The following is a 26,580-nucleotide window of genomic DNA, read 5'->3' as shown; positions in this document are numbered from 1 at the left end:
ACGATCAAACTAACCACAATAAATTTTTTAAAAGTGTTGCTTTGCAACACTTTTAAAAAATTATCGGTTCGGGTTTGAGCGCAAAGTTGTAATAGCGACAGCGCTATTACAACTTTGCGCAGCCTTTAGATTTATTTAGAGCCTTGGGTGACTTCTACGTAGATATTTTCAAGACGGACGGGTTGGCGCATTATCGAGTCAATTGCGATGCCTTCAAAACATTCTAAAATTTCTTTCAATTCCATTACCTTGGGTAGCCAAAAAGCCAAATCTCGACCATAGTAGCGATAGTCGAAGCCCAACTCGATCGCTCTGGCGATCGCTAAATCTTCGGTGGGTGTGCAAATGATCGCAATTTCTTGAGCAGGGACATGTTTACGAAGTTCTTCGAGGCTACCTTCAGCAAGCAAACTCCCCTGCTTGATAATGCCAATACGCTGACAAAGACGTTCTGCTTCCTCTAGCATATGGGTTGTTAATAAAATGGCAGTATCTTGACTTCTAAGTTTACGAATCAATTCCCAGACTTCATAACGGGCTTCAATATCAAGTCCTGTAGTTGGTTCGTCAAGTACGACTAATTGCGGCTGATGCACAAGAGCGATCGCCATACTCAGACGACGTTGCATTCCACCACTGAGACTATCAGCAATACTTTTAGCGCGATCGCTTAGCCCCACTAACTCCAAACAATATTGAGCCTGTTTCCGACAAACTTCATTACTTAGCCCGTAAAGCTGTCCAAAAAATCGCAAATTTTCTTCGCAGGTTAAGCTTTTATAAAAAATATTTTCCTGTGGGGCAACGCCAATAAGCGATCGGGTTGAGCTGGATGCATTTTGCCCATTCATCGTGACATTGCCGCGATCGGCATGGATCAAACCACACAAAATACTAATCGTAGTGGTTTTGCCAGCACCGTTTGGACCTAGTAACCCATAGACTTCCCCAGGCTGAATAGCAAAACTTAAGTCCTGTAAAACTTGCTTCTTGCCATAAGATTTACAGATTTTGCGAACTTCTAGCACAGGGTATGTATCTCTTTAAAGCAATGCCTAAAGTATAGCAATCGCTATTGCAGTATTAAAAAAATTAGTGCGACGGGCTTCGCCCATCGCACTAATTTTTTAATACTGCAATATGCTGTACTCGCCTTGAGGTAGTAGCAATGTAGACTCGATTTGACTCTTGACTAACGGACTAACATATTCAGCATTATTCAGACATTCGATCAAAAGCTTATTAGCATCATGATATGTACGCAACTGATTAAGTTGGTTTTCGCTGAATTGCCATTCTTGCGAACTTTTGCGATGCTGCACGATTAAGTTGCGTAATTTTTTTGACCAATCTAGCCCCTTAGCTTGCCACCACTTCGCAAAAGTTTCTCGATTTTTATAAGGATCAGGAAATTTCTGACGCAAAAACTGTAACCCTCTATGTAGATCTGACTCCAATGTACAAGCGAGCTCTAAAACAGCGTGATTAGCAAAATATAAAGCTAAGTCAAGATTGAGCGCGAGATTAATCGTGTAATCGATGTCTACCTCTGTTTCCATAGTATTGTCAAGCCCCATTGCTTTAGCGCGGGCGCGTTCCAAAGAACGAGAATGGGCGATATCTAAGGCCCGAGCACGGTCAAGCGATCGGGTATTTTCTAAATCAATATCTAGGTATAAAGCCCGAATCGTCACCGCCTTATATGGGGTTTGAATTTGAATTGACTGTTGATTAACCCATGTCAGAAATGACTGCAATTGTGGATCTTGGCTCACCAAATCATCAATTTTGCGTTTCATCGTCTTCAACATGCGATCGGCTTGTTGGGAAATGCTGACGGTCATCACGATCACACCATGCCAACGCTTGAGATATATCCGCTCTAGCAAATACTTTTGGGCAGCAGTAGGCGTGCTGTTGGCAATCCGATAGGCGGCAAGATAGTCGTGCAGAGTAGTGTGGGTGAGTGAGTAAATTCCTTTCGCGCATTCGACCAATAGGCTATGTTGCCACTTGAGAATCCGAAAAATCTGATCATGATCGATCGCTAATTTAGATAAGTTGCGGCTAGCTACCATACAAGCCTGAAAGTCTTCCTCAAGTTGATTGTTTTGCCACACATAACCATGCCGATCAAGTGACACGATCGCCACATAGGAGAGCAAATCTAGCTTTTGAGAAGTTGATAACATTCGATTGGATGAGCTAGGCAAACATTTAGTTTGCTCCCATTTAGTCAATAGTAGATCTAAGATTTCCTGATAAAAGTTTGTTTTAAGAGAATCACAACTGTTAAAGACAGTACAAAGATAGGTTAGCAATAAAGGATTACTGGCAATTTCTGCCAATGGTTGATTTGTGGCGAGCAATTGTTGAAACTTTTCATTCTTTTTCGGCTTTTGCGAGCAAGTAGTTTGAAACCATTTATTTGCAAATGTAGCGATTTGTGTCTCACCAAAAGGAGCTACTTCCAATGTCGAAAACGATTCGAGGATATGACCATAGATCGGATTGCGCGTAGCGAGAACTGCTCGATTCTTAGGATAGCGATCGCTAAAGTTTGAGATTTTTTGCGCAATTTCTGCGTGATAAATCTCTGGCAGTTCATCTAACCCATCCCACAGTAATAACAATCGTCCTTGATTTAATAATTGATCTAAGACTTTGCTATCTAAAAATTCATCTGACAATCCATAGTTAATAATTTGTTGCTTTAACCATATAAATGGGTTACCGATGTCATTAAGAGAAACAAGCGATCGCAATGGTAAAAACACAGGTAAATATTCAGGCAAAATATTGCCTGAAATGCAAGCCATTGACCAATATTTAAGTAATGTCGTCTTACCTGAACCTAAACTACCAACTAGCAAAATTTGTTGTGATTCTTCTAGAGCCTGATTTGCTGGAATTGTGGATGGACGAATTTTGGCTAAATAAAAGCGATCGTATTGCTCAGGAGATACATTTGCAAAAGCTTCATCTAGATCAAGATTTTGACTACTCGGTAAAACAGTAAAAATATTAATCTCAGTATATAAATCATGCAAATGAAGTGGCGTATTAACATCAATTATTCTGAGGCGATCGCATTGACGTACTAAGCCATTAGATATAGCTTTGCGGATTTTCATCAATAATTTATCAGGCCCAGTCTCTACACTTACAGACGAGCTATCATTTACACTTTGATTGGTCTTTTCTATAATTGCGCTATCACTTGAATTTGAATTTGCTATCAGTGTAGTATTATTAGATTTAATTGCATTTATATGGGCTTGAATATTTGGATTAACTTTGTTTTCTATCGACTTTTCTACCGATAGATCCTGAACAGAATCTATAGAAATATTTAGCTTTTCACAAATTAAGTTATAGGTATTGCGATCGACAATTTCTCCATTCAGAAAATTATCGACCAGTTGAACAGCGAGACTAAGCTCAGCCGACAATTGGAGAGGTGTGTATCCTCTCAGTGCGAGTTCTTCTTGCGCTTTACTTAGGATATCTGACGACGCTCTTAGCATTAAGGCTATAGCCATTTTCTTAATTCCTTTTTTGCTTACTTCAACAAAAATTTGCTAGCATTCCTAATTATGAAACCAATTTTGGACTTTTCACGCATCAGGCGATGAAAACTCCAAAATTGGTTTTGATGAAACCTTACTTTAATAAATTCTATTATCTAGTACGAGAAGTATATTCCTGTGAGTTTGTTAACACTAGCGATTGATGTGGGTGGAAGTAGTATCAAGGCAATCATATTGCAAGATGATTGCACTAATGCCTCAGCGAGATATCTTATTCATACACCTCGTCCTGCCACACCCAATGTCATCGTGGCGACATTAATCGATTTGATCGAGAAACTGGGGGAATATGATCGAATTTCCATTGGGTTTCCTAGTGTTGTCGAAAATGGGGTGACAAGGGGAGCAATTAATTTACATCCTGACTGGGACGGCTTTCCCTTAGCTGAGGTGTTGCAAAATAAATTAGGTAAGCCGATCAGGATTGCTAATGATGCGGATATTCAGGGCTGCGGTGCGATCGCGGGTGAAGGCGTGGAGCTAGTAATTACTCTAGGAACTGGTTTTGGATCATCGCTATTTCTCAATGGTAAGCTGCTGCCAAATCTGGAACTAGGTCAACATATTTGGCGCGATCGCGATACTTACGAAGATCTTTTAGGACAAGCAGCTCTCGATCAAGTAGGTATGGAAATATGGAATACGAGATTGTTAGAAGCGATCGCCACGCTCTATAAATTATTTAATTACGACAAACTTTATATCGGTGGCGGCAACGCTCGCTTAGTGAATTTGGCATTACCGCCAAATTTATCTGACAAAGTTGCGATCGTCTCCAATGATTTGGGTCTCATCGGCGGGCTAGCTCTGTGGTACTTGTAATTGCTCAAATTAATTTAACCAAACATGATGACAATGTAGTAGCTAAATTTCTTAAAATTATCTGCTACATTGTTTAAATCGGTCTATGATGATCGGAGTTGCTTGCATGGCTAACAGAGTCGTTCCCATCGAAGGCATCGATCCACTCAATAAAGACACAATCAAGAAAAAAGTTTATCCCCTCAGCCGCGATCTTTACCTAGCAATCCCAGATAAAAACAGCCCCGAAGCCAAACAATTTATCGAATTTGTGCAATCGCCCCAAGGACAACAACTTGTTGAAAAAGCTGAATTCATCTCAATTCTTTGAGGCTTGCCATAAAATAATCTCAGGCAATATTTATCTTTATGTGTACTTGGTAGATATTTAAGAGACGATCGCATAACATAACCAGAGTTTATACTAATAGCAAATAACGCTTAAAGCCTAGTCATGAATACAGCAGTTAAGAATGAAACATTATCCATTCTTTTAGCAGATCTTAAAGCGAAATTGATTGAACTATATGGAGATCGCTTATTTTCTTTAATTCTTTTTGGTTCGCAAGCTAGGGGTGAAGCAACATCCGACTCAGATATTGATGTCATGGCAATACTCAATGATTCTGTCGATATTGCAAAAGAAATATACCGCATGTCAGCGATTCGCTATTATTTTTTAATGCATTATGATGAGCTAGTTTCGATTTTGCCAGTTTCTAAAGAAGAATATTTAAGTAGGGCTTCCTCATTTATAAGGGTTGTGGGAAGAGAAGGAATAGTTTTATGAGTGAGATTACACAATACTTATCGCTGTCTAAGGAAGAATTAGAGACGGCAGAATTTTTATACAATGGGAAACGCTATCGCTCTTGCATATCGCGATCTTACTATGCAATGTTTTACTCGGCTCAAGCTCTATTGCTTCTTGAAGGATTTGATACATCTACACATAGAGCCGTAATAAAGTTAATAGGGCAACATTTTGTGAATACAGGAAAAATGAATCCTGAGATCGGCAGCTTTTTGGGTGATACCTATGAACTGAGACAGGCTAGCGATTATAAAGCTAACTTTTTAGCAGATGATACAGTAGCTCAAACATCGCTAGATAATGCCAAAAGATTTGTTGATGAAGTTAATAAAATATTGTCGAAATCTGAATAGACTCAACTTTGTTAGCAATATTACCTTTAACTCCATGCCAACATATTGCCAATTTCTAAAACAAAATTTGGTAATACATTTTCCCCAGAAAGTATTTTGGGATTATCCAAAATTTCCACTGGTTGTCCTTTGCGATAGATAGCAACTCGTTTAAGTTTAGGCGCGATCAACCATCCCAAAAGACAGCCATTGTCCATATATTCCTGCATCTTTACTTCTCCTTGTTTCCATGAATCACTCGGCGATAAAAGCTCGATTAGAAAATCAGGACAGAGAGGCAAAAAACCCCTTCGTTGTTCACTCGTGAGCGATTCCCATTTTGCGAGAGAAATCCATGCCGCATCAGGAGAGCGATCGCTACCATTCGGCAAACTAAACCCTGTCGATGAATCAAAGGTTTTGCCGATAGTTTTACTTATTGGATAAGATCGATTCCAAGCTACTAGGTCGTAATTTAGGTCAGAGTTAAAACTGCCAGTTTCGCCACCAGTTGGGGACATAACGATCAATTCTCCTTTGGCTGTACGTTCTAGTTTCATATCAGGATTTGCCGCGCAGAGCTTGACGAAATCTTCGCGAGTTAGGGTGATCACTGAACTAAGATCGATAGTTTGAAAGTTCATGTTTTTTATTGCTTTCATAAAATGATTGAAGAATCACAAAGCTCTGCTTATTCTGCAACAAGGCGCGAAACAGAAAGAGTGTCACACATTTTATTAATTTGATTGCAAACCCGATCAAATTGATGGCGATCGCTAATATCAATACTTAAATCAATAATCGCTGCCTTACCTTTTTTGGTTTGTACATTTGCCTTACGGACATTAATTTTGTTGTCCGATAGACGAGTCAAAATATCTCGCAGTACACCAACACGATCAATGGTTTCCACCCGAATATCAATGGCATAGGTTTGGACATGATCGGACTCTTTATTCTGATTCCAACCAACATGCAACAAGCGATCGCTAGGAATATTTGCCAAATTATTACAATCATGACGATGAATTGTGATGCCACGATTGCTACCTAACGCAACCACTCCTGTAATTGTTTCCCCAGGCAATGGAGCGCAACAACCTGCGATCGAGTAAACCATCCCCTCCAGCCCCAAAATTGGCGATTTGGAACTACTACTAGGAGCAGGTTCATGTCGCGATTCAAACTTTTGAGGATTGAAATAACGATCATTATGTTGATGTTCGCGCAGTTTATTAACTACAGAATTAACTGAAGTTTCACCATAGCCAATACCCGCGATCAGATCCTCAACATTGTGATAGTTACAGCGCTCAGCAAGTTTTTGCATCTGGTCAGATTTAAGCAATGCTTCCAAGCCATTTTTGCCCAATTCTCGCTCTAAAGCACTGCGTCCTAGTGCAAGATTTTCATCACGGCGCGATCGCTTAAACCATTGCCGAATTCTGCTTTTTGCCGAATTAGTAGCAACAAAATTAATCCAATCGGTACTGGGATGCGCATTGTTTTGGGTGAGAATTGTGACAATATCGCCATGTTTAAGCGGGCGTTGCAAAGGAACCATCACATTATTTACCAATGCACCAGAGCAATGATTGCCAACTTCAGTGTGCACCCGATAGGCAAAGTCTACAGGTGTCGAGCCTCGTGGCAAGCAATACACATCGCCCTTGGGACTAAAGACATAAACTTCGCTATCAAATAAATCTTCCTTAACACTATCAAGATATTCTTGAGGATCTTTCAGTTCGCGCTGCCATTCGACCAACTGACGCAACCAAGTAAATTTTTGATCGTCTCCCTTAAGCGGTCTGCTAGTCGAATTACTTTCTTTGTATTTCCAATGCGCCGCAATTCCATAATCAGCAATATGATGCATTTCCCATGTGCGAATCTGTACCTCAACAGGTTGACCTTTTGGTCCAATCACAGCCGTATGTAACGATTGATAGCGATTTGGTTTAGGTAAACCAATGTAATCTTTAAACCGACCAGGAATCGGACAGAAATGATCGTGAACAACAGCAAGAACCCGATAGCATTCTTCTTTGGTATTGACGATTACTCTAACCGCTTGAATGTCATAAATCTCATTGTATTGTTTCTTTTGGCGTTCCATTTTGCGATAGATGCCATACAGATGCTTCGGTCTACCGCTAATTTCAAAATCATCAATTTCCATCGACTTTAGGCGATCGGCTAACACCCGCGTCACTTCTGTCAACTGCTCTTGGCGATCCTGATGGGTCTCGGCAACCAGAGACACCATTGTTTGATACCGATCTGGCTCAATATATTTAAAAGCAATATCTTCCAATTCCCATTTAATTTGCCCTAACCCCAAACGGTTAGCCAAAGGCGCAAAAATCTCTCTCGTTTCTCTAGAAATTAATACTTGTTTCTCTGGACGCAAATGCTCCAGCGTTCGCATATTGTGTAAGCGATCGGCAAGCTTCACGATAATCACGCGAATGTCTTGAGCCATTGCTAGAAACATGCGGCGAAAATTTTCGGCTTGGCTTTCAGTTTTACTCTCAAAACTCAGTTTCGATAATTTGGTGACCCCTTCAACCAATTGTCGGACTTCTTTCCCAAACATTTCTTCGATCTGATCGCAAGATACATCCGTATCTTCAACCACATCATGCAAAAAACCTGCGGCGATCATCGCATTACTGCCACCTAAATCTTTTAAAATTGCAGCAACGGAGATCGGATGTAATATGTAAGGCTCCCCCGACGCACGGCACTGACCATCATGAAGTCTATAGGCAAAATCTAAGGCTCGACCAACAACATCTTCATTATCTAAACTTTCACCCCTTTGCGATTTCTCCCAACTAATTCTCAGCCAGTCTGGAATCCATGCATCTACTACCGTATTACATTCCCGTACGTTTTCGCAATCTATTTCATCATCAATCGGATGACCTAAACGATCTACTGGAGCTTCAGCTAATAATGTCATCGGTGTCATACGTTTAATTTCGCCTTAGCAAAGATAGTTATTGAGATCTGCATAACCTTATCTTAAACTTTATGTTATTAAATATACGATTTTGTCTCTAGGAAAACAAATCTTGGTGTTTTTTTATGCATCTGTTTCAGCAATAAGAATTGCTAGTTTTATCTCTGTTAATTCTGATTATTATAGCGATCGCTACTAGAGTAAAGAAAAGGTGGCTCAATGTACAGCTTTCTGTCCAGCTAGAAGTCTAAAAAATCATCGGTTTACTTAATCGATCAATCCGCTTGCACAGCGTCAAACGATGCGCCACACCATCCCACTGCACTTGTTCAAAAATCTTGCGTAATATATAAAAGCCTCTACCACATTCAAGGTCTTGGCATGGGGTAGGATCATCTTTGCCTGAACAACTAGATGACTTCAGATCATCACCCTGATCCGTAATTACCCACCAGTACATTTGTGAAACTATCGAAAATTTAACAGTGATTTGCTTGCATGGATCAAGAGAGTTTCCATGTTTTACAGCATTAACTAATGCTTCTTGCAAACCTAACCGTAACTCTGCTTGCCATTCTGACGGGACTTCGTCAAGCAACAAGTCTAGTACTGGGACAAGATAAAGCGTTGAAGTAAAACTGAGATTTCTCCACTTTCGCCCTAATGGACGCACAGGTGTCACAATCACGGACTTTTAACTCCTCTGAAAGACGGCTGTAGCTTGCTTTTGTGCTTTGTGAATAGCAAAAATATTCACTAAACATGCAATGGAATTAATTAAATTCACGATCGCCATACAATAGATTTATCTATATATTCTAGCGAAAAAATCTTCCTTAAAAATCTTTACCTAATCAATATGACTTTTACGCAGCGAAAAATTTCTCCTTTTAATCCCACCGAAAACACTCGCACGATGGGAAAAGGGATGCGGGCGGCTATTTTATTTTTGCTAAGTGTATTAGTGTTAATTGGGATTTTAGGCGGACGACTTTTTTACTTGCAACTGATTGAAGGCGATCGAAATCAACAACTTGCCGAGAATAATCGGATCAGATTAATTGCGAAACCTCCAGAGAGGGGGAGACTATTTGATCGCAAAGGTAATATTCTTGCTTCAAGCCGCTTAGCGCATGTAGTTTACCTATGGCCGATCGCTCAATCTAAAGACAAATGGCAACCAATTATTAATCGTTTAGCTGGGTTAATTGGCGTTTCGGCACAGACAATTACCGATAAGCTTGAACAGGAAGGCTATAACTCACCGAGCCTAGTCCGAATTTCTACATCGATTAGTCCAAAACTTGTAACTGTTCTCTCCGAGCATAGCCTTGAATTACCAGGGGTAAAAGTTGAGGCTGAAGCAGTGCGTTATTACCCCAATGGTGATGTCGCAGCTCATGTGCTGGGCTATACAGGAGAACTAACTGCCGAAGAGTTACCCAAATTACGCGAAAAAGGTTATCGCCCTGGGGATGTGATTGGTAAAGCAGGTGTGGAATATGCCTTTGAAAATCATCTACGTGGCGAATGGGGCGGACAACAGGTAGAAGTCGATGCTTTTGGCAAGGTACTGCGAATTTTAGGTCAAAAACCACCTAAAGCGGGTAACGCCGTCAAAATGACAATTGACGTAGATTTAGAAAAAGCAGTTGAGAAAATTTTAGGCGAGCAGCAAGGCGGGATTATCGCGATGAATCCTAATAATGGGGAAATACTCGCCATGGTTAGTCATCCCGCCTTTGATCCAAATCTGTTTTCGGGCAAGATTTCTGACGCAACTTGGAAACGCTTACAAGAAAAAGACCATCCTTTTGTAAATCGAGTCTTGCAGGTATATCCGCCCGCTAGTACATTTAAGGTCGTAACCATGACCGCAGGTTTAGAAACCAACAAATTTGGTATAAATGATGTCCTTGCGACCTACCCCTATCTTGATGTGGGTGGTTTTCAATTTTGGGATCACAACAAAGCGGGGTTTGGCACAATTGGTTTTTATGAGGCGATGGCATACAGCAGCAATACTTTCTTTGGACAGGTAGGTATGCGTGTGGGTGAGAAAGACCTTGCCGCGTGGTCGCATAAATTTGGTTATGGTGAATATTCAGGCATTGAAATAAAAGAGGAAGAAACCAAAGGTACAGTTCCTGACGAAGAATGGAAAAAGCGGGTAATTGGCGAACCTTGGTATGTCGGCAATACTCTGAATATGTCGATTGGACAGGGTGATGTGCAGGCTAATCTTGTTCAAGTTTCGATGATGACTGCTGCTGTTGCTAATGGCGGATTTAAAATTAGACCCCATTTGCTATTGGACGATAATGATGCAAGGGAATGGCGACAATCTCTGAATATATCGCCATCAAATTTGGCAGCATTGCAAAAGGCTTTAAAATCTGTGTTTGAGTTCGGTACTGCCTCGTCTCTAAATTCATTGGAAATTTCTATGGCAGGTAAGTCTGGCACTGCTCAAGACCCTCCCCGCCCCAACCATGCATGGTTTACGCTGTACGCCCCCTATGAGAAGCCAGAAATTGTGGTGACAGTTTTTGCAGAGAACGCAGGTGGTGGTGGTGGCAGTGCGATCGCTGCTCCTTTGGCTGTACAGACGATTGAGGCTTATATGCAAATCAAAAATAAGCCCAACTCACCCTATAATCCGCCAATTCCTGCGGAGACTAATTAAACAAAAAAAGCGGCACTTTGTGCCGCTTTTTTTGTTTAACCGATGAGACTAGATCTTCTTCAACCAACTAAACATAGCGCGGAGGTCTTTACCGACAGATTCGATTTGATGCTCTGCTTCTTGACGACGCATTGCTGTAAAGCCTGGTTTACCAGCTTGGTTTTCAAGGACAAACTCACGAGCAAATTGTCCAGATTGAATTTCCGAAAGAATTTTCTTCATTTCAATCTTAGTCTGCTCATTCACCACGCGAGGACCACGGGTGTAATCGCCATATTCAGCAGTGTTCGAGATGCTGTAACGCATATTCGACATACCGCCTTCAACCACCAAGTCCACAATCAGCTTTACTTCATGTAGGCACTCAAAGTAGGCGAGTTCGGGCTGATAGCCAGCTTCTACAAGGGTTTCAAAACCTGCCTTGATCAGCGCACACAAGCCGCCACAAAGTACAGCTTGTTCGCCGAATAGATCGGTTTCAGTTTCTTCACGGAAAGTCGTTTCGAGAACGCCGCCGCGTGTACCGCCGATACCTTTGGCATATGCCATCGCGCGATCGCGTGCTTGTCCAGTGGCATCTTGATACACAGCGAACAAAGCAGGAACGCCTTGACCTTGGGTATAGGTGCGACGAACCAAGTGTCCAGGACCTTTAGGAGCGACCATGATCACATCGACATCCGCAGGAGGCACAACTTGCCCGAAGTGAATATTAAAACCATGGGCAAAGGCTAGGGTATTACCAGCTTTAAGGTTTGGAGCGATTTCGGTAGCATAGATTGCTTTTTGCGTTTCGTCAGGCAATAAAATCATAATTAGGTCAGCAGCAGATGATGCGTCTGCAACAGTCTTGACAGTTAGACCTTCAGATTCGGCTTTTTGCCATGAGGGACTGCCTTGATATAACCCCACGATGACATCCACGCCGCTTTCTTTTAGGTTAAGGGCATGGGCGTGACCCTGAGAACCGTAGCCGATAATTGCAACTGTCTTACCTGCTAGAAATTCAAGATTTGCGTCCGTGTCGTAGTACATCCGAGCCATAGTGTGGTTATCTCCGAGACAAAAGATGGGGTGAGTAGTTTTTTGATGTAGTTTGGAAGATTTATTGTCAATTGCCTTCAAACACTTTTCCTAGTCTAACAAAAATCGCCACAACTCTTTAAATATCTTTAAGAGACCTATTTAGAATAATAAAATCCAAAATTATTGCGGCGGGCTTTGCCCACCACAATAATTTTGGGCTTTATTTGGATCATTTATTGCTTTGCTGTCTCTAAGTGCGCCGCCGAAGGCGAGGACGATTGCGATCTGCTTTATCGCGTTCGTAATTAATTAGTCTGCCGTAATATTCGTGTTTGGCGAGATTTAGCGACAAGAAAACATGTTCTCTGGCATTACCAAAACCTTTGCGGGTAAAGAAATTAATCGCTGGCGTATTTGCAGGATCGGTATCAACGAGCATAAACCTTACATTGTCCTCGATCATCCGCTCAACGATTTTATCGACTAGGCGATCTGCGATACCCCGACGCTGAAAATTTGGGCTAATTCCTAGCCAAGTAATGTATCCATATTTCCATGAAGCCTTAATGATAATTGTGCCAAGAATAAATCCTGCTAGTTGCTCATCAACTTCGGCAACTAAGCAATACTCTGAGTCAGTGTTATACATGCCGATCACCTCCCACTCGTCCCATGTGCGATAGAGATATGGATAGAGATCGCTAGTAAATAATTGCTCTCCTAAATGAAAAATCGGTGCAATATCATCGATATTCATCTCGCGAATGGAGATGCTACTGCTTTCGGGGCGATCGCGATCGCTATCCTTGTCGGTAGATTTATCAGGTAAATCGTTCATAATTGTTATATATATTTTTAAAAACCTGTTAAAAAACTATGTTTGAGTTTGCTTACATCTGTCAAAAGCATTAAAATATATTACAGCTATCAAAAAATTGTTAAATAGTTCAGCAATCTTGGGTCTTTCAATTACATGAGTAAAGTTTACGATTGGTTTAACGATCGCCTTGAAGTCGGGGCGCTCGCTGAGGACATTACTAGTAAGTACGTTCCCCCTCACGTCAATATTTTTTACTGTCTTGGTGGCATCACCCTCACCTGCTTCCTGATTCAGTTCGCGACAGGTTTCGCGATGACCTTTTATTACAAGCCATCCGTAACCGAAGCATTTGACTCAGTGCGCTACATTATGACCGACGTTAACTTCGGTTGGTTGATCCGCTCAGTCCACCGTTGGTCGGCAAGCATGATGGTATTGATGATGATCTTGCACGTTTTCCGCGTGTATTTAACAGGCGGTTTCAAAAAGCCCCGCGAATTGACTTGGATCACTGGCGTAATCCTTGCTGTAATCACTGTTACCTTTGGTGTAACAGGCTACTCCTTACCTTGGGATCAAGTAGGATACTGGGCAGTTAAGATCGTATCTGGCGTACCTGATGCAATTCCTGTTGTTGGTGGAACATTAGTTGAACTATTGCGCGGTGGTCAAAGCGTTGGTCAACCAACTCTTACCCGTTTTTACAGCTTACACACCTTTGTATTGCCTTGGCTGATTGCGGTATTCATGCTTGCTCACTTCTTGATGATCCGTAAGCAAGGTATTTCTGGTCCTTTGTAAGGTTTCTTATCCTAGAAACACTTATGGGATTTTCCTATTAGATAATTTTAGAAAATTATAACGCAATAATATAGAGCAATAAAATGGCAAAGACTGAGAAGCTCCCCGATTTAAATGATCCAATTTTGCGTGCAAAGTTGGAAAAGAACATGGGTCACAACTACTACGGCGAACCAGCTTGGCCAAATGACCTGTTGTACATGTTCCCAGTTGTAATTACTGGCACGATCGCTTTGATTACTGGTTTGGCTGTGCTTGACCCCACGATGGTCGGCGAACCCGCAAACCCATTCGCAACTCCTTTGGAAATTTTGCCAGAGTGGTTCTTATATCCTGCATTCCAAATTTTGCGGATTGTTCCTAATAAATTGTTAGGAGTATTGCTACAAAGTTTGATTCCTGTCGGTTTGATTCTCATTCCTTTCATTGAGAATGTAAACAAGTTTCAAAATCCTTTCCGTCGTCCTGTAGCGATGGCTGTATTCTTGTTTGGTACTGCTGTTACTCTTTGGTTAGGAATTGGCTCCACAATGCCAATTGACAAGTCTTTGACTTTAGGCTTGTTCTAAGCATCACATTAATCTAAACAAAAAGGGTTTCGAGCAATGCTCGAAACCCTTTTTTAGATAAAAACCAAGAGAGAATTGCGCCGCAACTCTCTCTTGGTTTGGCTACAGATATATTTAATTCAGAGAGCCATTTTGTAGTTTTGTGCTAAAAGTTATATAACGCATCTCAAATTTTCATCAACCTTAATGAAATCGTAGTAGCAAACCGCTATGACTATTACATCCATCATATCCAAACCAGAAATTGCAGCAGCACCAGCTAATAACGCTGTACTGCCAAATATTAGTTGGCAAACCTACCAAGCCATGCTGACTGATATGGGCGACCAGCGATCTATTCATTTAGCTTATTATCACGGAGTTTTAGAAATACAAATGCCTTTGGGATTGCATGAAACCATCAACTACATCCTAGAGAGAATAGTTATTGCACTAACAGAAGAATTAGATTTAGGCATTCGGGGATTTGGCTCGACAAGACTAAATCGAGAAGACTTAGCTGTAGGTGTAGAGCCAGACTGTTGTTTTTATATTCAAAACAGCGATCGCATTAGTGGTCGTGAAATTGACCTTGAGATCGATCCACCTCCTGATTTGGTCGTTGAAGTTGATATTACTAGTCCTAGCGATCGTAGATTTGCAATTTATAGAGATCTAGATGTACCAGAAATATGGAAATATAGCGATTCAAGTATCCGCATCTATAAATTGCAAGGCGACGCATATTTGGAAAACGATTTCAGTTTTGCATTCCCGATGGTTTCTAGTGAGATTCTTAATCGATTTTTGCAACAGTCAGTATCCAATGATGACAACAAATTGATCCGTGAGTTTAGGAAATGGATAAGACAACAGATAAACTCATAAAGAACCAGTTTTTGTGGCGCGGCGAAGTCGCGCCACAAAAACTGGTTCCAAAAAGAAGGGTAGCGCTTCTTCTACCCTTCTTTTTGGGTTTTAAAAATTTGCGTTTACAGAGAAGTAAAGTCCTGAATCTTGCAAATTATTGCCTGAGTTAGAGACATTTACTAAAGGAATTCCATAGTCAAGACGCAGAACTAGATTGCGAAGTGGTTGATAGATTGCACCTAAGCCCAGACCAAACAATGACTGAGTTGTCGAATTTACACCTGAAGAATTCCAAATTGTGCCAGCTTCCACAAAAGGTAATAGCTTCACAATAGATACTCCTTCTTCATCTCGTGCCACGGGAAATTGGAACTCTACTGAAGCCTGAAGCCCGCTATCGCCGGCCAGTTGATTTTGGCGATAGCCGCGAATAGATTGATAACCACCAATACTAAACCGATTAAGAGACAGCAACTGATCTCCCGAAAACTGCATATTGAAGCGAAAGAAAGCCAAGGTATCTTTATCATTACCAAGACGTTGCACCCTCAAAACTTGACCAATCCAATAGAAAAACCTACCATCAGGCGAACCATCATTGCGAATCGTTGCTCCGAGAATATTTAGACCCAGATTTAGGGTGGAACGCAATACCCAAGCACCATCTGGATCGCGGTTTAAATAATCTTGGCTAAATCGTAAAACTCTGGACTGCGATCGCCCATCATCAAACTTGAAATTTTGAAAATTAAATGATCGATTACCAAAATAGGAGCCACTATTCTCAAAAGCAATACTGCCGCCAAGGGCAAACTCTTCACGGGGCGATCGCAATAATGGTTGACGGTATGCTAACTCATAGGTTTGCGAATCTGTGAGAATATTCAAGCTATCGAAAGGCTTCTCAGTAATCGGGTTTTGACCTGCAGAAAAGTTAAAGACTAGGGTTCCACCTTTAGGATTAATCGGGTATTGATAATTCAGTTGATAAACATCTGAGCTGCCAGAGCGGGTATAGCCAACAAAAGTCGAGTCCCCAATACCTGTCGTGTTAAGTTCTTGCAAATTCACGCCAGCGCGATAGATCCCTGTGGAAGTATTGCCATAGTTATCAAAAAATGGACGGATGCTCAGAGACTTTGCTTCGCTAAACGTAATTTGCAAAATGCTCTGATTTTGCTGGCTGCCAGTAGTTAAATTAGCTCGAATGTCCCCAATTAAAGGATCAGATCGCAATAGCTGAAGTGCGTCTTCCAAATAAGTAAAGTTTAGAGGCGTTGATGCTGCTTGCAGGATGCGATCGCGGATATAGCTATCATTTAACCTGCCAATTACATCTCCCGATCTCTTGACATCAACTCGCTCCAAAGCTCCTTCTCTAACTTGAATTGTGACCACACCATCTTTAATATCTTGCGGCGTAAGGACAGCACGAGAAGTAATATAGTTTCGATCTTGATAGATTTGCGTAATTTTATCGGCAACTTCCTGCAATTGGCTGAGCGTAACCGATTTATTTTGTAACGGCGACACAAGTGTTTCAATTTCTACTGATGTGAGAATTGAACTTCCCAAAACATCAATTCGCTTGACTGGAATTAAGACTTCATTTACAGAAGGGGGTGATGGATTGTCTTGTGGACTTGTTGAAGGGGATGTGAGGATTGGAGTCTGTGGTTTAACGGGTAGCTTTGGGGATAAAGCTTCTGGTGGGCGAGTTAATGGGAAAGATGAGGGGACTTGTTGAGCCTCGCTAGGCAATCCAATGAGCAGTAGGCTTGGTAGCAAGATCATAATAATCTTGCTGCTTGCTTTGATTAGACGGTTCAAATTTTGACTCACCCTCACACCTCAAATTGATAAATTACACGAATCTTGTAGCCCAAAGATTGCGATCGCATTACTATACACAACAATTACAGCAATTTACGATCATAAAAAACTTTGTTCAGGTTTGATCGCAAAGCGATGATAAGTCATAGCCAATTACCCACCAAAATAAAAGATGACCAAAAGAAAGGGTGGCTGATATCGACATTTCCAGTTCCCTTTGGCAATGCGATCGCAGCTAAACCTTCAACCCCGACAATTTGATTATTCACAATCTTGACTTTCCCATTTATCAAATCAAGCTGTGCTTTTCTTAGAGCCGTAGCCTTACTCAGCGCATCAGGGAAAGCCTTGTAAAAACTAATCATCAAAGGCGCTGTCCCCGCATCCGATACTGTCCACAGAGATGCAAGAATACTTCTAGCCCCTGACTCAACCGCCAAGCCACTGATACCAAGATTGTTGCCAACAGCAGTTTCACAAGCACTTAAGGTCAGCATATCGATCACAGGTTGATCAAATCTTAGACTAGGGATTTGGCTGGATCGTAGCTTCCCATTCCAAAACTGAATAAACGACTCATTAGATCGATCTTGCAAGAATTTTCCATGCGTTCCTAAATGGAGAATTCCATATTTCTCTTTACCACGTTGCGATTGAAGATTATTGACTGTAAAGTCTCGGTCTAAAAACGTAGTCCCAGCTAACACCTGAGTAGTAATCGTTCTAATTTCCACTTCCACGGCTGGCAATGCACTCAAGCCTTCTCTTGCCTCTGTCAGACCCATTGCTAAAACCCGCGTGTTTTTGCGATCGCGCTCTTCTAGTCTAGTCACCCGTAATGCGGGAATATTTGCCGAAGCATAGCGCTCTACTAAAAACTGTTTACCGTCATGAAGAGCCGCAGGAGGGATCACTCGTAAGCCAGAGTCCATCACAAATACAACTGTTTCAATTTTTAGTGCTTGCAGTTGAGTATCAATCGGACGCATCACCCAGTCATAAAGCTTTCGCGCCTGTTCTAAATAGTCCAGAGAGCTTGTATCGCGGAGGCTGGCTCGATAATCCGTCAAAACTGTAATGATTTCCTCTTCGTTAGCATAGTTGGTATAGCGATGAAAGGGTTTGCCAAGTTCCTTAGGCGGAATGACCAGAATCTCGATGCGATCGTTCAGCATAATCGGATAGATCAACACAGAGGGACTTCCAGATCGCTTTGAGACATCGCTTAATATATCTTGGGCTTGGTTGATGGTTAAAGTTGGCAGCTTGAGAGGTTCCCCCAAGAAAATCCCTAACTCAGAGATATAGGCTTTTTCGATCGCCTCAAAAGCTTTGTCTAATTTTTCTTCTTTTAAGAAGCGATCGACCTCTTTTTTCATCACATCTCTGATTGCGAGCAAATCGTTCTTCTCTATATCAACAGTATTTACCTTGACTAAAATCTTTGGTGGGGTAAATATTGTGTTACCTGATGGCGCGACAAGAATATTGCCTTGCGCAAAAATACTTGTGCCGACGGGAATAATGCTTCCTAGAGCTAAGGTGGAAGATCCTGTAGTAACGATACCTGCGGTTCCATTAGTACTAGAATTGCCAATCACAAATGGGTTAAGTCCACCATGACTCAGAAATATCTGACCGCCTGTGCCACCGCTATTGCTAGCAGAACAAATACTCGATCCTGCACAAGCGGCAAATACACTAGACACAAAGCCAGTAACCCTGATACTTCCGCCTGTTGAGGATGCGAAGAAATTACCACCCTGAATCGATCCCGATGTATTTGCAGAGGTTAGAACAATGTCACCGATGGGATCGAGGCTAATATTGCCGCCAACACCAAGATCGCTACTGGTATTAAGATTAGTGGTTGTAATGCTATTGCGGGCTTTGAAGTTGATATTGCCCCCATTGCCACTGATAGAACTAGCATTAATATCTCCTGTAGTTGTATTAATCGCGCCACCTGTACTAGTCAGGTTGATAGTACCGCCGCCTAATGTGCCTGTCGCCAAAATTTCATTTGTAGTGATGTCCCCAAATGCTTGAAAATTAATAATACCTCCATTGCCATTCCCTCCATTGATCCTTGCTCTAACATTACCGAGGGTCGTGTTAATCGCTCCACTAGTGCTAGTTACAGAGATAGATCCTGCGTTACCAAGTAAAAGACTACTTGCTGCAAGATTACTGGTTGTGACATTTCCTAACGCCTGAAGGAAAATACTTCCACCATTGCCTAAAGCTCCCACATTGAGTTGTCCTAATGTAGTGTTAATAGAACCAAATTGACTGATGAGACTAATTCTTCCGCCGTTGCCACTAGCATCAAATGTTGCAGCGGTTACATTAGAAGTAACAATATTACTGGCCGCTTGAAAGAAAACATTACCAGCATTACCAATATTTGAATTTCCAGCATCTATATCTCCCAAACTCGTATCGATCGCGCCATTCGTACTAGTTATCGAAATCGCGCCAGGAGTCCCAGTACCACCGAAACCGATAATGGAAGACACAGCAGCATTTGGAAATACTCCTGCTCCAGTAATAATATTACCGAATGCTTGCAATGTGATATTACCGCTCTTACCATCAGTTGCAGAAGAAGCAACTCGCCCAGAGCTAACGTCGATCGCTCCGTTTGTACTCGTCAGGGAGATATTTCCTGCATTACCAGTCCCAACAAAGGAACTCACCGAATCTAGAGTATTAGTACCTGTCTTAATGTTGCCAAATGACTGAAAGGTAATGTTGCCACTATTTCCTGTAGGAGTTGTAGCAGTAACTCGCCCAGAACTAACGTTGATGGCTCCGTTTATACTCGTCAGGGAAATATTTCCTGCATTACCACTAAAAGTAGTCCCAACATTTGTTGTAATAGTTTCGTTAAAAATATTGGCAACCCCTGTGGTTTGAATGTTTCCGCCTGCCTGCACAATTACATTGCCGCCATTTCCATTTGTCGGAGGAATCGCTTGGAAGCTATTTACACTGATATTTCCACCAGCAGTGAGATTGATATCCCCAGCATTAGTTGCATTTGTAATTAGATTTCCCGTTCCAGCCGTACCTGTAATATTGCGCCCCGCGCTAAAGTTAATTGCTCCACCATTTGTGGTAATACTATCGTTAAAATTGATATCTCTGTTGGCTTGAGCCGTCAATCCGACACCAGACAAAGCAATTGCCACAGGAGTATTAAAATTTATGTCATTCGTTGCTTGTAAAGTGACATTCGCTAATGCAGTATTAATGAAATTTACATCCAGTGTATTTCCACCTTGATCGATGTCACTAAATTGATCTACATCAGTCAATCCACCTGTAAACGAACCACCAGTACCGATGATGTTAATATCTGTCGGATCAAGCAGTAATGTGCCAATTTTTCCTTTGGGAGCAAAGGTATTTACAGTTCCTCTGAAATCAAGGTTCTGTTTACCTGACACCTCCACAAGTCCTCCATCACCAGAAAGAGTTCCACCTTTGGCAATAATTGATCCAAGAAATCTGGTGTTGAGATCAGACCAAACGATCGCAGTGCCAGCATTTCCACGCAAAAGCGCACTAACATCAATCTTGGAATTCGCACTTACAAAAGTTCTCAACGCATTCGGCGCTATGCCATTACCCTGAAAATTTCCACCAATTAAAACTGTCCCGCCGCCAAGTGCTCCAGACGCATCAATCTGAGCATTCACCAATCCTACTTTTTCACCAAAAATCCCAACATTGCCTGCCTTTGATGCTGGAGAAGATACATCAACTCGCCCCGAAACGATCGCCATCCCATTGGTCACCGCAATATCGGTAGCCGCAGGAGTTGCTACTAGAGCCAGCGAACCATCAGCTTTAACCACCACCTGATTGGCTTCTGGTACTTTGCCAGTAAGTAGCTCCGCTAATTTGGGTAACTCCGTAATCTTGCCATTCCAGTTAGTAGGAATAGCATTGTTTGTCACTTGCAGACCTAAAACTGCATCAGGAGATCGCAGCTCAACTAGACTATTTCCTGCCACAGAAGTTAAAGCAACATTGCCACTAGGAGCCGTCAATGTGCCTGTATTGATAATGCTGCCGCCAGTAAAAGTAATCGATTTACCAGCATCTACCGCTAAATTACCTTGATTGATAAGCCCAGCAGGTTGAGCGATCGCAAAGCGAATCGTTTTCGGATCACCATTGGGAAAGCTAAGAGAATTTCTATCAACATTAAAAGTGCCGCTATCGAAGCCCAAAGCAGTGCCTGTAGTCGCATGAAAGGAGCCACCAATATCTAAACGGGCATTTTGTCCAAATACAATCCCATTGGGATTCATGAGATAAAGATTAGCATTAGGAAAAGCTTGACGGCTCTCAAGCGTGCCTAAAATCGCAGAGGGGTTGTCGCCTGTAACCCGATTGATAATGTTGCGAACGTCAGCGCCATTGACCGCAGAGTTTCCAGTATTAAAGATTACTCCCGACTGCGGTACGTTAAATTCACCAAAGCTATGATAAAGATTATTGCCATTGACCGTGCCTGCTCCTGTTGGAGCGATCGCATTGCCATTTACTTGAGTAGCCGTAGTGCCATCAGTTGCGATCTGGGCTTGGGTAGAATGGGCGATGCTTAAGGAAACGATCGCTGACAAAAGTAGACAAAATTTGTTTCTCATTTCAACTCACACCAGAGAAAAATTAATAACTACTGTCAGCAAAAAGTAGATCTAAGTAGGAAGGCTTGATTAAATGTAGGATGCATTAGTGAAACGTAACGCATCAATTAGTTGTCAATGATGGGTTACGTTATCGCTAACCCATCCTACGTTTAATTCCAACAACTTATCTTACCGACTAAATTATCATGAAGTCCTGAAACAGTAAAGGATTTTTATTCAGCAATTTCTACTATTTGTTAAGCAAAAAATGAGCAGCGATATGAAGCGATCGCAGTCATATGTTTTCGGCTTCGTCGAACTAACGTTAAAATTAAGTAAGTACCTCAGCATAATTAAAAATCCAGAACCAGAATCTGTACCGCCCGCTAAGCGGGCGGTACAGATTCTTGGGGTTTTATATTTAATTATGCTGAGGTACTTAATGGTCAAACTTAGGTCATCATTAATTTTTAGTATTTTTTAGGATTCAAAATTTAAACATGGGCAGTACATTCGGGGCTTTATTTCGCGTCACGACTTTTGGGGAATCTCACGGTGGGGGCGTGGGAGCGATCATCGATGGATGCCCACCACAACTAGAACTGAGCGAAGCCGATATTCAAATTGACCTCGATCGCCGTAAACCAGGACAAAGCAAAATCGTCACCCCACGCCGCGAAGATGATCGCGCTCAGATCTTGTCAGGCGTATTTGCAGGGAAAACCCTCGGCACACCGATCATGATTTTGGTGCAGAACAAAGATGCTCGTAGCCAAGACTATTCCGAAATGGCTGAAAAGTTCCGCCCATCCCATGCTGATGCCACCTATCAAGCAAAATATGGCATTCGTAATTGGCAAGGCGGCGGTAGATCTTCGGCGAGGGAAACGATCGGACGGGTTGCCGCAGGTGCGATCGCTAAAAAAATCCTCAAACAAGCCGCAGGTGTCGAAATCATTGCCTATGTAAAACAGGTTAAAGACATGGTTGCGCCTGATATCGATCCGAATACAGTCACAATGGAACAAGTGGAAAGTAACATTTTGCGCTGTCCCAATCCTGAAATGGCGGAAAAAATGATCGACTTCATCGACAAAATCCGTCGCGATGGCAACTCCGTCGGCGGCATCATCGAATGTGTGGCGCGAAATGTACCTGTTGGTTTGGGCGATCCTGTATTTGACAAATTGGAAGCGGATCTAGCCAAAGCAGTGATGTCTTTGCCAGCCAGTAAGGGATTTGAGATTGGTTCAGGATTTGATGGTGTTCGCTTAACTGGTCGTGAGCATAACGATGAGTTCTACATGGAAGGCGATCGCATCCGCACTCGTACTAATAATTCTGGCGGCATTCAAGGCGGCATTTCCAACGGCGAAAATATCATTTTACGAGTTGCTTTTAAGCCCACTGCGACAATTTTGCTAGAGCAGAAGACGGTATCAGTCACGGGTGAAGATACCACACTCACAGGTCGAGGTCGCCATGACCCTTGTGTATTACCTCGCGCCGTGCCAATGGTGGAGGCAATGGTGGCTTTGGTGTTGTGCGATCGCTATCTCAGCCAAAAAACAGTAAGTATTTAAATCCAAGAACTCAAGTTCTTGGCTAAAAGCTCAAGTCTGCTGAAGCAGACTAAAAAAGACTTCTAAGTAACCCGCTGAAATGGTTTGACACTCAAGCCTAGCTTTGAGTGCAAGTTTGCGATGCTGGTTTTCGCAACCCGTTGAAACGGGTTTTAGCTCTTAGCCTGCACTTGAGTGCAGGGCTTCTGGCTGCGCGGCTAGTTTCGCCCGCATAGCGGGCGAAACAGCCTTTGGGTATAATTGGATGATGACTGAGCAATTACTGCAAGATTCCGAAAAATTACAGGCGCGTTTAAAAGAAATACCTCTAGAAGCGGGAGTTTATTTTATGCGCGATCGCCATGATGGTGTGATTTATATCGGCAAATCTAAGGCTCTACGCAATCGCGTGCGATCGTATTTTCGCAGTAGTCAAGATTTGTCACCTCGCATCGCGATGATGGTGCAGCTAGTCCATGAAATCGAGTTTATCGTCACCGACTCCGAAGCTGAAGCCCTCGCCCTCGAAGCGAATCTAATTAAGCAATATCAACCCTATTACAACGTCCTTCTCAAAGACGACAAAAAATATCCCTACGTCTGCATTACTTGGTCAGAGGACTATCCGCGCATTTTTATTACCCGCAAACGGAAGATGGGTGGAACTAAGGATAAGTATTATGGACCATACGTGGATGTCTTCAATCTCAAACGAACTTTGGGAATTATTAAACGCGCCTTTCCACTGCGTCAAAGACCAATACCAATGTTTAAGGATCGACCTTGTCTAAACTATGACATGGGCTTATGTCCGGGGGTATGTCAGGAGCTAATTTCACCAGAAGAATATCGCAAAATCATGCTGCGAGTTGCCATGATTTTTCAAGGTAGATCCAGTGAGTTGATTGAGACTTTTACCGAGAAAATGGAATCTGCGGCAGAGGCTTTAGAATTTGAGAAGGCTGCCGATCTCCGTGATCGCATTCAAGTTTTGCAAAATCTAGGAACCAATCAAAAGGTATCTCTGCCCGATGATACCGTTTCTCGCGATGCGATCGCCATGGCACAGGATGAGCAACATACCTGCATTCAGCTATTCCAGATTCGAGCAGGGCGACTTGTCGGACGATTAGCCTTTGTTGCCGATAGTCAAAGCGATGTACCTGAGGCGATTTTGCAACGCACTTTAGAAGCGCATTATCAAAACTGCGATCCTGTCGAAATCCCCAATGAGGTACATACCCAATTGGAACTTCCTGAAGTGGAGATTTTGCAAGCATGGCTCAGCGATCGCAAAGGGCGCAAAGTGGCGATCGCAACACCACAAAGACAACTCAAAGCCGAACTAATCGAAATGGTGGAACGCAATGCTCAGTATGAATTAGCGCGGATTCAAAAACAAAGCGATCGTAATTTACAAGGATTGGAAGACTTAGCCGAAATTCTCAATCTTGAGAGTTTGCCACATCGGATCGAAGGATATGATATCTCTCACATCCAAGGCTCCGATGCCGTGGCGAGTCAAGTTGTCTTTATCGACGGTATTCCCGCGAAACAACATTATCGACATTACAAAATCCGTAATCCAGACATTCAGACTGGTCATTCTGATGACTTTGCCAGTCTCGCAGAAGTGATTGCAAGAAGGTTTAGGAAGTATTCGGCTTTTGAAATGGAATCCCTCACCCCCAGCCCCTCTCCCCCTTTGGGAGAGGGGAGTATGAGTGAGGGTGATTTCCCTGACTTAATAATGATCGATGGTGGGAAAGGACAACTTTCGTCGGTAATGAAGATTATTGATAAGTTGGGTTTACGAGATCGCCTGACGGTAATTAGCCTTGCAAAAAAACGCGAGGAAATCTTTTTGCCAGAACAGTCTGATCCATTAATTGGTGGCGATCCAGAACGAGCAGGAGTACAAGTATTGCGCCGTTTGCGCGATGAGGCCCATCGTTTTGCAATTACGTTTCATCGCAAAAAACGCAGTCAAAGAATGCAGCGATCGCACCTCGATCAAATCACTGGTCTAGGGCATCATCGGCAAAAGATTCTGCTGGAAAAATTTCATTCCGTTGATTATATCCGCCAAGCAACAGTCGAACAGATCGCCGAAACCGACGGTATCGGCAAGAAGTTAGCACAACATATTTACGATCATTTCCATCACGCCAGCAATAATGATTAACGGAACATTAACTTGCTTTCTTTATCCCAATTGCGATACATCCAAATTACCGTGTACCAATTCATATAAATCCGAAAGATTTCCATCGCAACTTCCGATTTACCCCGATCGCATAGCCATGTTAATAAAGGCTTGAGCGTGCGATCGTTGAGCGTCCCTCCAAGAGTGAGAATTCCCCAAAGAGCTAAATGCAGCCAAGTTTTTTGGATCATTAACTTGACTTCTAAAGTGGGATGTTTTTGATAAAAAATAATGCTCATTCGACCGCGTTGTTCTTCGAGATCGAGTAACCGAGGCATTTTGTCGATCGAAAACTTAGCATGGTAATGGAAGGCGATCGCCCCCGCACAGGTCAAACGTTTTAAGCCTAATTTTTTAACCCGCATTCCTAGCTCAAAATCTTCCCAACCATATTGGAAGAACCCAGTATCAAATTTTCCTGCTTCCAATAACCATTTACGGGCGATCGCTAAATTACAAGTATCGAAAATAGCAGCGGTAAAATATGGTATCGCTGAGACAGCCTCAGAGTCAGGAGATTCAAGATTACTAGTATCTATGATCCGTCCATAACTATAAACTTTTTCGCCTTGGGCAAGGGTTTCAGTATGAGCTTGAAGATATTCAGGATTAACCGTGATATCACTATCGACAAAGGCAATGTATTTACCAAGTGCAGCATCAATGCCATAGTTGCGGGCAGTAGCCGCAGCCGCATGGTCTTGCGTTAACAGTCGCAGGTGTGGATAGCGATCGCTATTAGCTGTCAAAAACTCAACCGTGCCATCCGATGAGCCATCATCAACAACCAAAATTTCGTATGGCTGGGTTACGGTCTGTTTTTCTAATGCAGCAAGGCATTTTTGTAAAATCGGTAGACGGTTATAAGTTGGTACAACCACTGACCACAACATTTCCGACACTGTGTTTCTCCTATTGCGATCGCAAAAAGGATTATAACCCTAAGTGTCTTTGGGCTTAATCCTTTCCTAGTTAAGAACTAGTTCTTAACTTTACAACGTCTATTATTTCGGCGGGAAGAGAGTAGTGCAGTAAATGGGTGATTTTAAGACATAATTTTGGGGTTGATGTCTCGCAATA

General features: G+C 42.3%; 20 protein-coding genes. 10 read left to right on the top strand and 10 right to left on the bottom strand.

All coding sequences use genetic code 11. The features are described 5' to 3' along the window. Nucleotides 1-131: 131 nt before the first annotated feature. Nucleotides 132-1,028: an ABC transporter ATP-binding protein gene (locus APA_RS03905; RefSeq protein WP_201321002.1), complete on the bottom strand. Its 897-nt coding sequence runs from the start codon at nt 1,026-1,028 to the stop codon at nt 132-134. Nucleotides 1,029-1,127: 99 nt separating this feature from the next. After that, nucleotides 1,128-3,542: an NACHT domain-containing NTPase gene (locus APA_RS03900; RefSeq protein WP_201321001.1), complete on the bottom strand. Its 2,415-nt coding sequence runs from the start codon at nt 3,540-3,542 to the stop codon at nt 1,128-1,130. A gap of 165 nt (nt 3,543-3,707) precedes the next feature. Between APA_RS03900 and APA_RS03895 the strand changes: the two genes are divergently transcribed. The 4 genes from APA_RS03895 to APA_RS03880 all read left to right on the top strand — a co-directional run bounded on the left by APA_RS03895 (nt 3,708) and on the right by APA_RS03880 (nt 5,558). Continuing rightward, nucleotides 3,708-4,412 carry an ROK family protein gene (locus tag APA_RS03895; protein WP_201321000.1) on the top strand — a complete coding sequence of 235 codons (705 nt, stop codon included), beginning with the start codon at nt 3,708-3,710 and terminating at the stop codon, nt 4,410-4,412. 106 nt (nt 4,413-4,518) lie between these two features. Continuing rightward, entirely contained in the window at nt 4,519-4,722 is a 204-nt protein-coding gene (locus APA_RS03890) for a substrate-binding domain-containing protein (protein WP_201320999.1), read from the top strand. Between the two features lie 123 nt (nt 4,723-4,845). After that, a complete protein-coding gene (locus tag APA_RS03885) occupies nt 4,846-5,181 on the top strand; it encodes a nucleotidyltransferase domain-containing protein (RefSeq protein WP_201320998.1) in 336 nt (111 codons plus the stop codon). Further along, complete coding sequence (locus APA_RS03880) at nt 5,178-5,558, top strand: HEPN domain-containing protein (RefSeq protein WP_201320997.1); 381 nt, start codon at nt 5,178-5,180, stop codon at nt 5,556-5,558. The genes APA_RS03885 and APA_RS03880 overlap by 4 nt, the downstream gene beginning before the upstream one ends. Nucleotides 5,559-5,584: 26 nt before the next feature. On the opposite strand, the gene APA_RS03875 is transcribed toward APA_RS03880, so the two are convergent. From APA_RS03875 to APA_RS03865, 3 genes are all read right to left on the bottom strand, one after another. Beyond that, nucleotides 5,585-6,181, bottom strand: a complete 597-nt coding sequence (locus APA_RS03875) for a Uma2 family endonuclease (RefSeq protein WP_201320996.1) — start codon at nt 6,179-6,181, stop codon at nt 5,585-5,587. Between the two features lie 47 nt (nt 6,182-6,228). Continuing rightward, on the bottom strand, nt 6,229-8,514 hold the full coding sequence (locus APA_RS03870; RefSeq protein WP_201320995.1) for a bifunctional (p)ppGpp synthetase/guanosine-3',5'-bis(diphosphate) 3'-pyrophosphohydrolase: 2,286 nt from the start codon (nt 8,512-8,514) through the stop codon (nt 6,229-6,231). A 238-nt stretch (nt 8,515-8,752) separates the two neighbouring features. Then, nucleotides 8,753-9,193: an ATP-binding protein gene (locus APA_RS03865; RefSeq protein WP_201320994.1), complete on the bottom strand. Its 441-nt coding sequence runs from the start codon at nt 9,191-9,193 to the stop codon at nt 8,753-8,755. A 171-nt stretch (nt 9,194-9,364) separates the two neighbouring features. Here APA_RS03865 and mrdA point away from each other — a divergent pair, with 171 nt between their 5' ends. Then, complete coding sequence (gene mrdA / locus APA_RS03860; RefSeq protein ID WP_201320993.1) at nt 9,365-11,191, top strand: penicillin-binding protein 2; 1,827 nt, start codon at nt 9,365-9,367, stop codon at nt 11,189-11,191. A 48-nt stretch (nt 11,192-11,239) separates the two neighbouring features. On the opposite strand, the gene ilvC is transcribed toward mrdA, so the two are convergent. Continuing rightward, nucleotides 11,240-12,235, bottom strand: a complete 996-nt coding sequence (gene ilvC, locus APA_RS03855; RefSeq protein WP_201320992.1) for a ketol-acid reductoisomerase — start codon at nt 12,233-12,235, stop codon at nt 11,240-11,242. Between the two features lie 232 nt (nt 12,236-12,467). Next, the gene (locus tag APA_RS03850; protein ID WP_201320991.1) at nt 12,468-13,055 is read right to left on the bottom strand and encodes a GNAT family N-acetyltransferase; all 588 of its coding nucleotides are present in this window, start codon (nt 13,053-13,055) and stop codon (nt 12,468-12,470) included. Nucleotides 13,056-13,190: 135 nt separating this feature from the next. Between APA_RS03850 and petB the strand changes: the two genes are divergently transcribed. From petB to APA_RS03835, 3 genes are all read left to right on the top strand, one after another. After that, nucleotides 13,191-13,838, top strand: a complete 648-nt coding sequence (gene petB, locus APA_RS03845; protein WP_201320990.1) for a cytochrome b6 — start codon at nt 13,191-13,193, stop codon at nt 13,836-13,838. Nucleotides 13,839-13,921: 83 nt separating this feature from the next. Then, nucleotides 13,922-14,407 carry a cytochrome b6-f complex subunit IV gene (gene petD, locus APA_RS03840; RefSeq protein WP_094528536.1) on the top strand — a complete coding sequence of 162 codons (486 nt, stop codon included), beginning with the start codon at nt 13,922-13,924 and terminating at the stop codon, nt 14,405-14,407. Nucleotides 14,408-14,617: 210 nt separating this feature from the next. Further along, a complete protein-coding gene (locus APA_RS03835) occupies nt 14,618-15,274 on the top strand; it encodes a Uma2 family endonuclease (protein WP_201320989.1) in 657 nt (218 codons plus the stop codon). Nucleotides 15,275-15,364: 90 nt separating this feature from the next. Here APA_RS03835 and APA_RS03830 read toward each other — a convergent pair whose 3' ends face one another. Then, complete coding sequence (locus APA_RS03830) at nt 15,365-17,050, bottom strand: ShlB/FhaC/HecB family hemolysin secretion/activation protein (protein WP_201320988.1); 1,686 nt, start codon at nt 17,048-17,050, stop codon at nt 15,365-15,367. A gap of 182 nt (nt 17,051-17,232) precedes the next feature. Then, nucleotides 17,233-21,750: a CHAT domain-containing protein gene (locus APA_RS03825; RefSeq protein ID WP_201320987.1), complete on the bottom strand. Its 4,518-nt coding sequence runs from the start codon at nt 21,748-21,750 to the stop codon at nt 17,233-17,235. 482 nt (nt 21,751-22,232) lie between these two features. Between APA_RS03825 and aroC the strand changes: the two genes are divergently transcribed. Both aroC and uvrC read left to right on the top strand, forming a co-directional pair. Beyond that, complete coding sequence (gene aroC / locus APA_RS03820) at nt 22,233-23,315, top strand: chorismate synthase (protein ID WP_201320986.1); 1,083 nt, start codon at nt 22,233-22,235, stop codon at nt 23,313-23,315. A 247-nt stretch (nt 23,316-23,562) separates the two neighbouring features. Beyond that, nucleotides 23,563-25,479, top strand: a complete 1,917-nt coding sequence (gene uvrC / locus APA_RS03815) for an excinuclease ABC subunit UvrC (RefSeq protein ID WP_236579394.1) — start codon at nt 23,563-23,565, stop codon at nt 25,477-25,479. Here uvrC and APA_RS03810 read toward each other — a convergent pair. Beyond that, nucleotides 25,476-26,402 (bottom strand): glycosyltransferase family 2 protein, encoded by a 927-nt coding sequence (locus APA_RS03810; protein ID WP_201320984.1) that lies wholly within the window; start codon nt 26,400-26,402, stop codon nt 25,476-25,478. The two genes, uvrC and APA_RS03810, sit on opposite strands and share 4 nt — an antisense overlap. Nucleotides 26,403-26,580 lie beyond the last annotated feature (178 nt).

Source organism: Pseudanabaena sp. lw0831 (assembly GCF_016584665.1).
In the GTDB taxonomy this organism is placed as follows: Bacteria; Cyanobacteriota; Cyanobacteriia; order Pseudanabaenales; family Pseudanabaenaceae; genus Pseudanabaena.
This window is presented reverse-complemented; position numbering and strand designations above follow the sequence as displayed.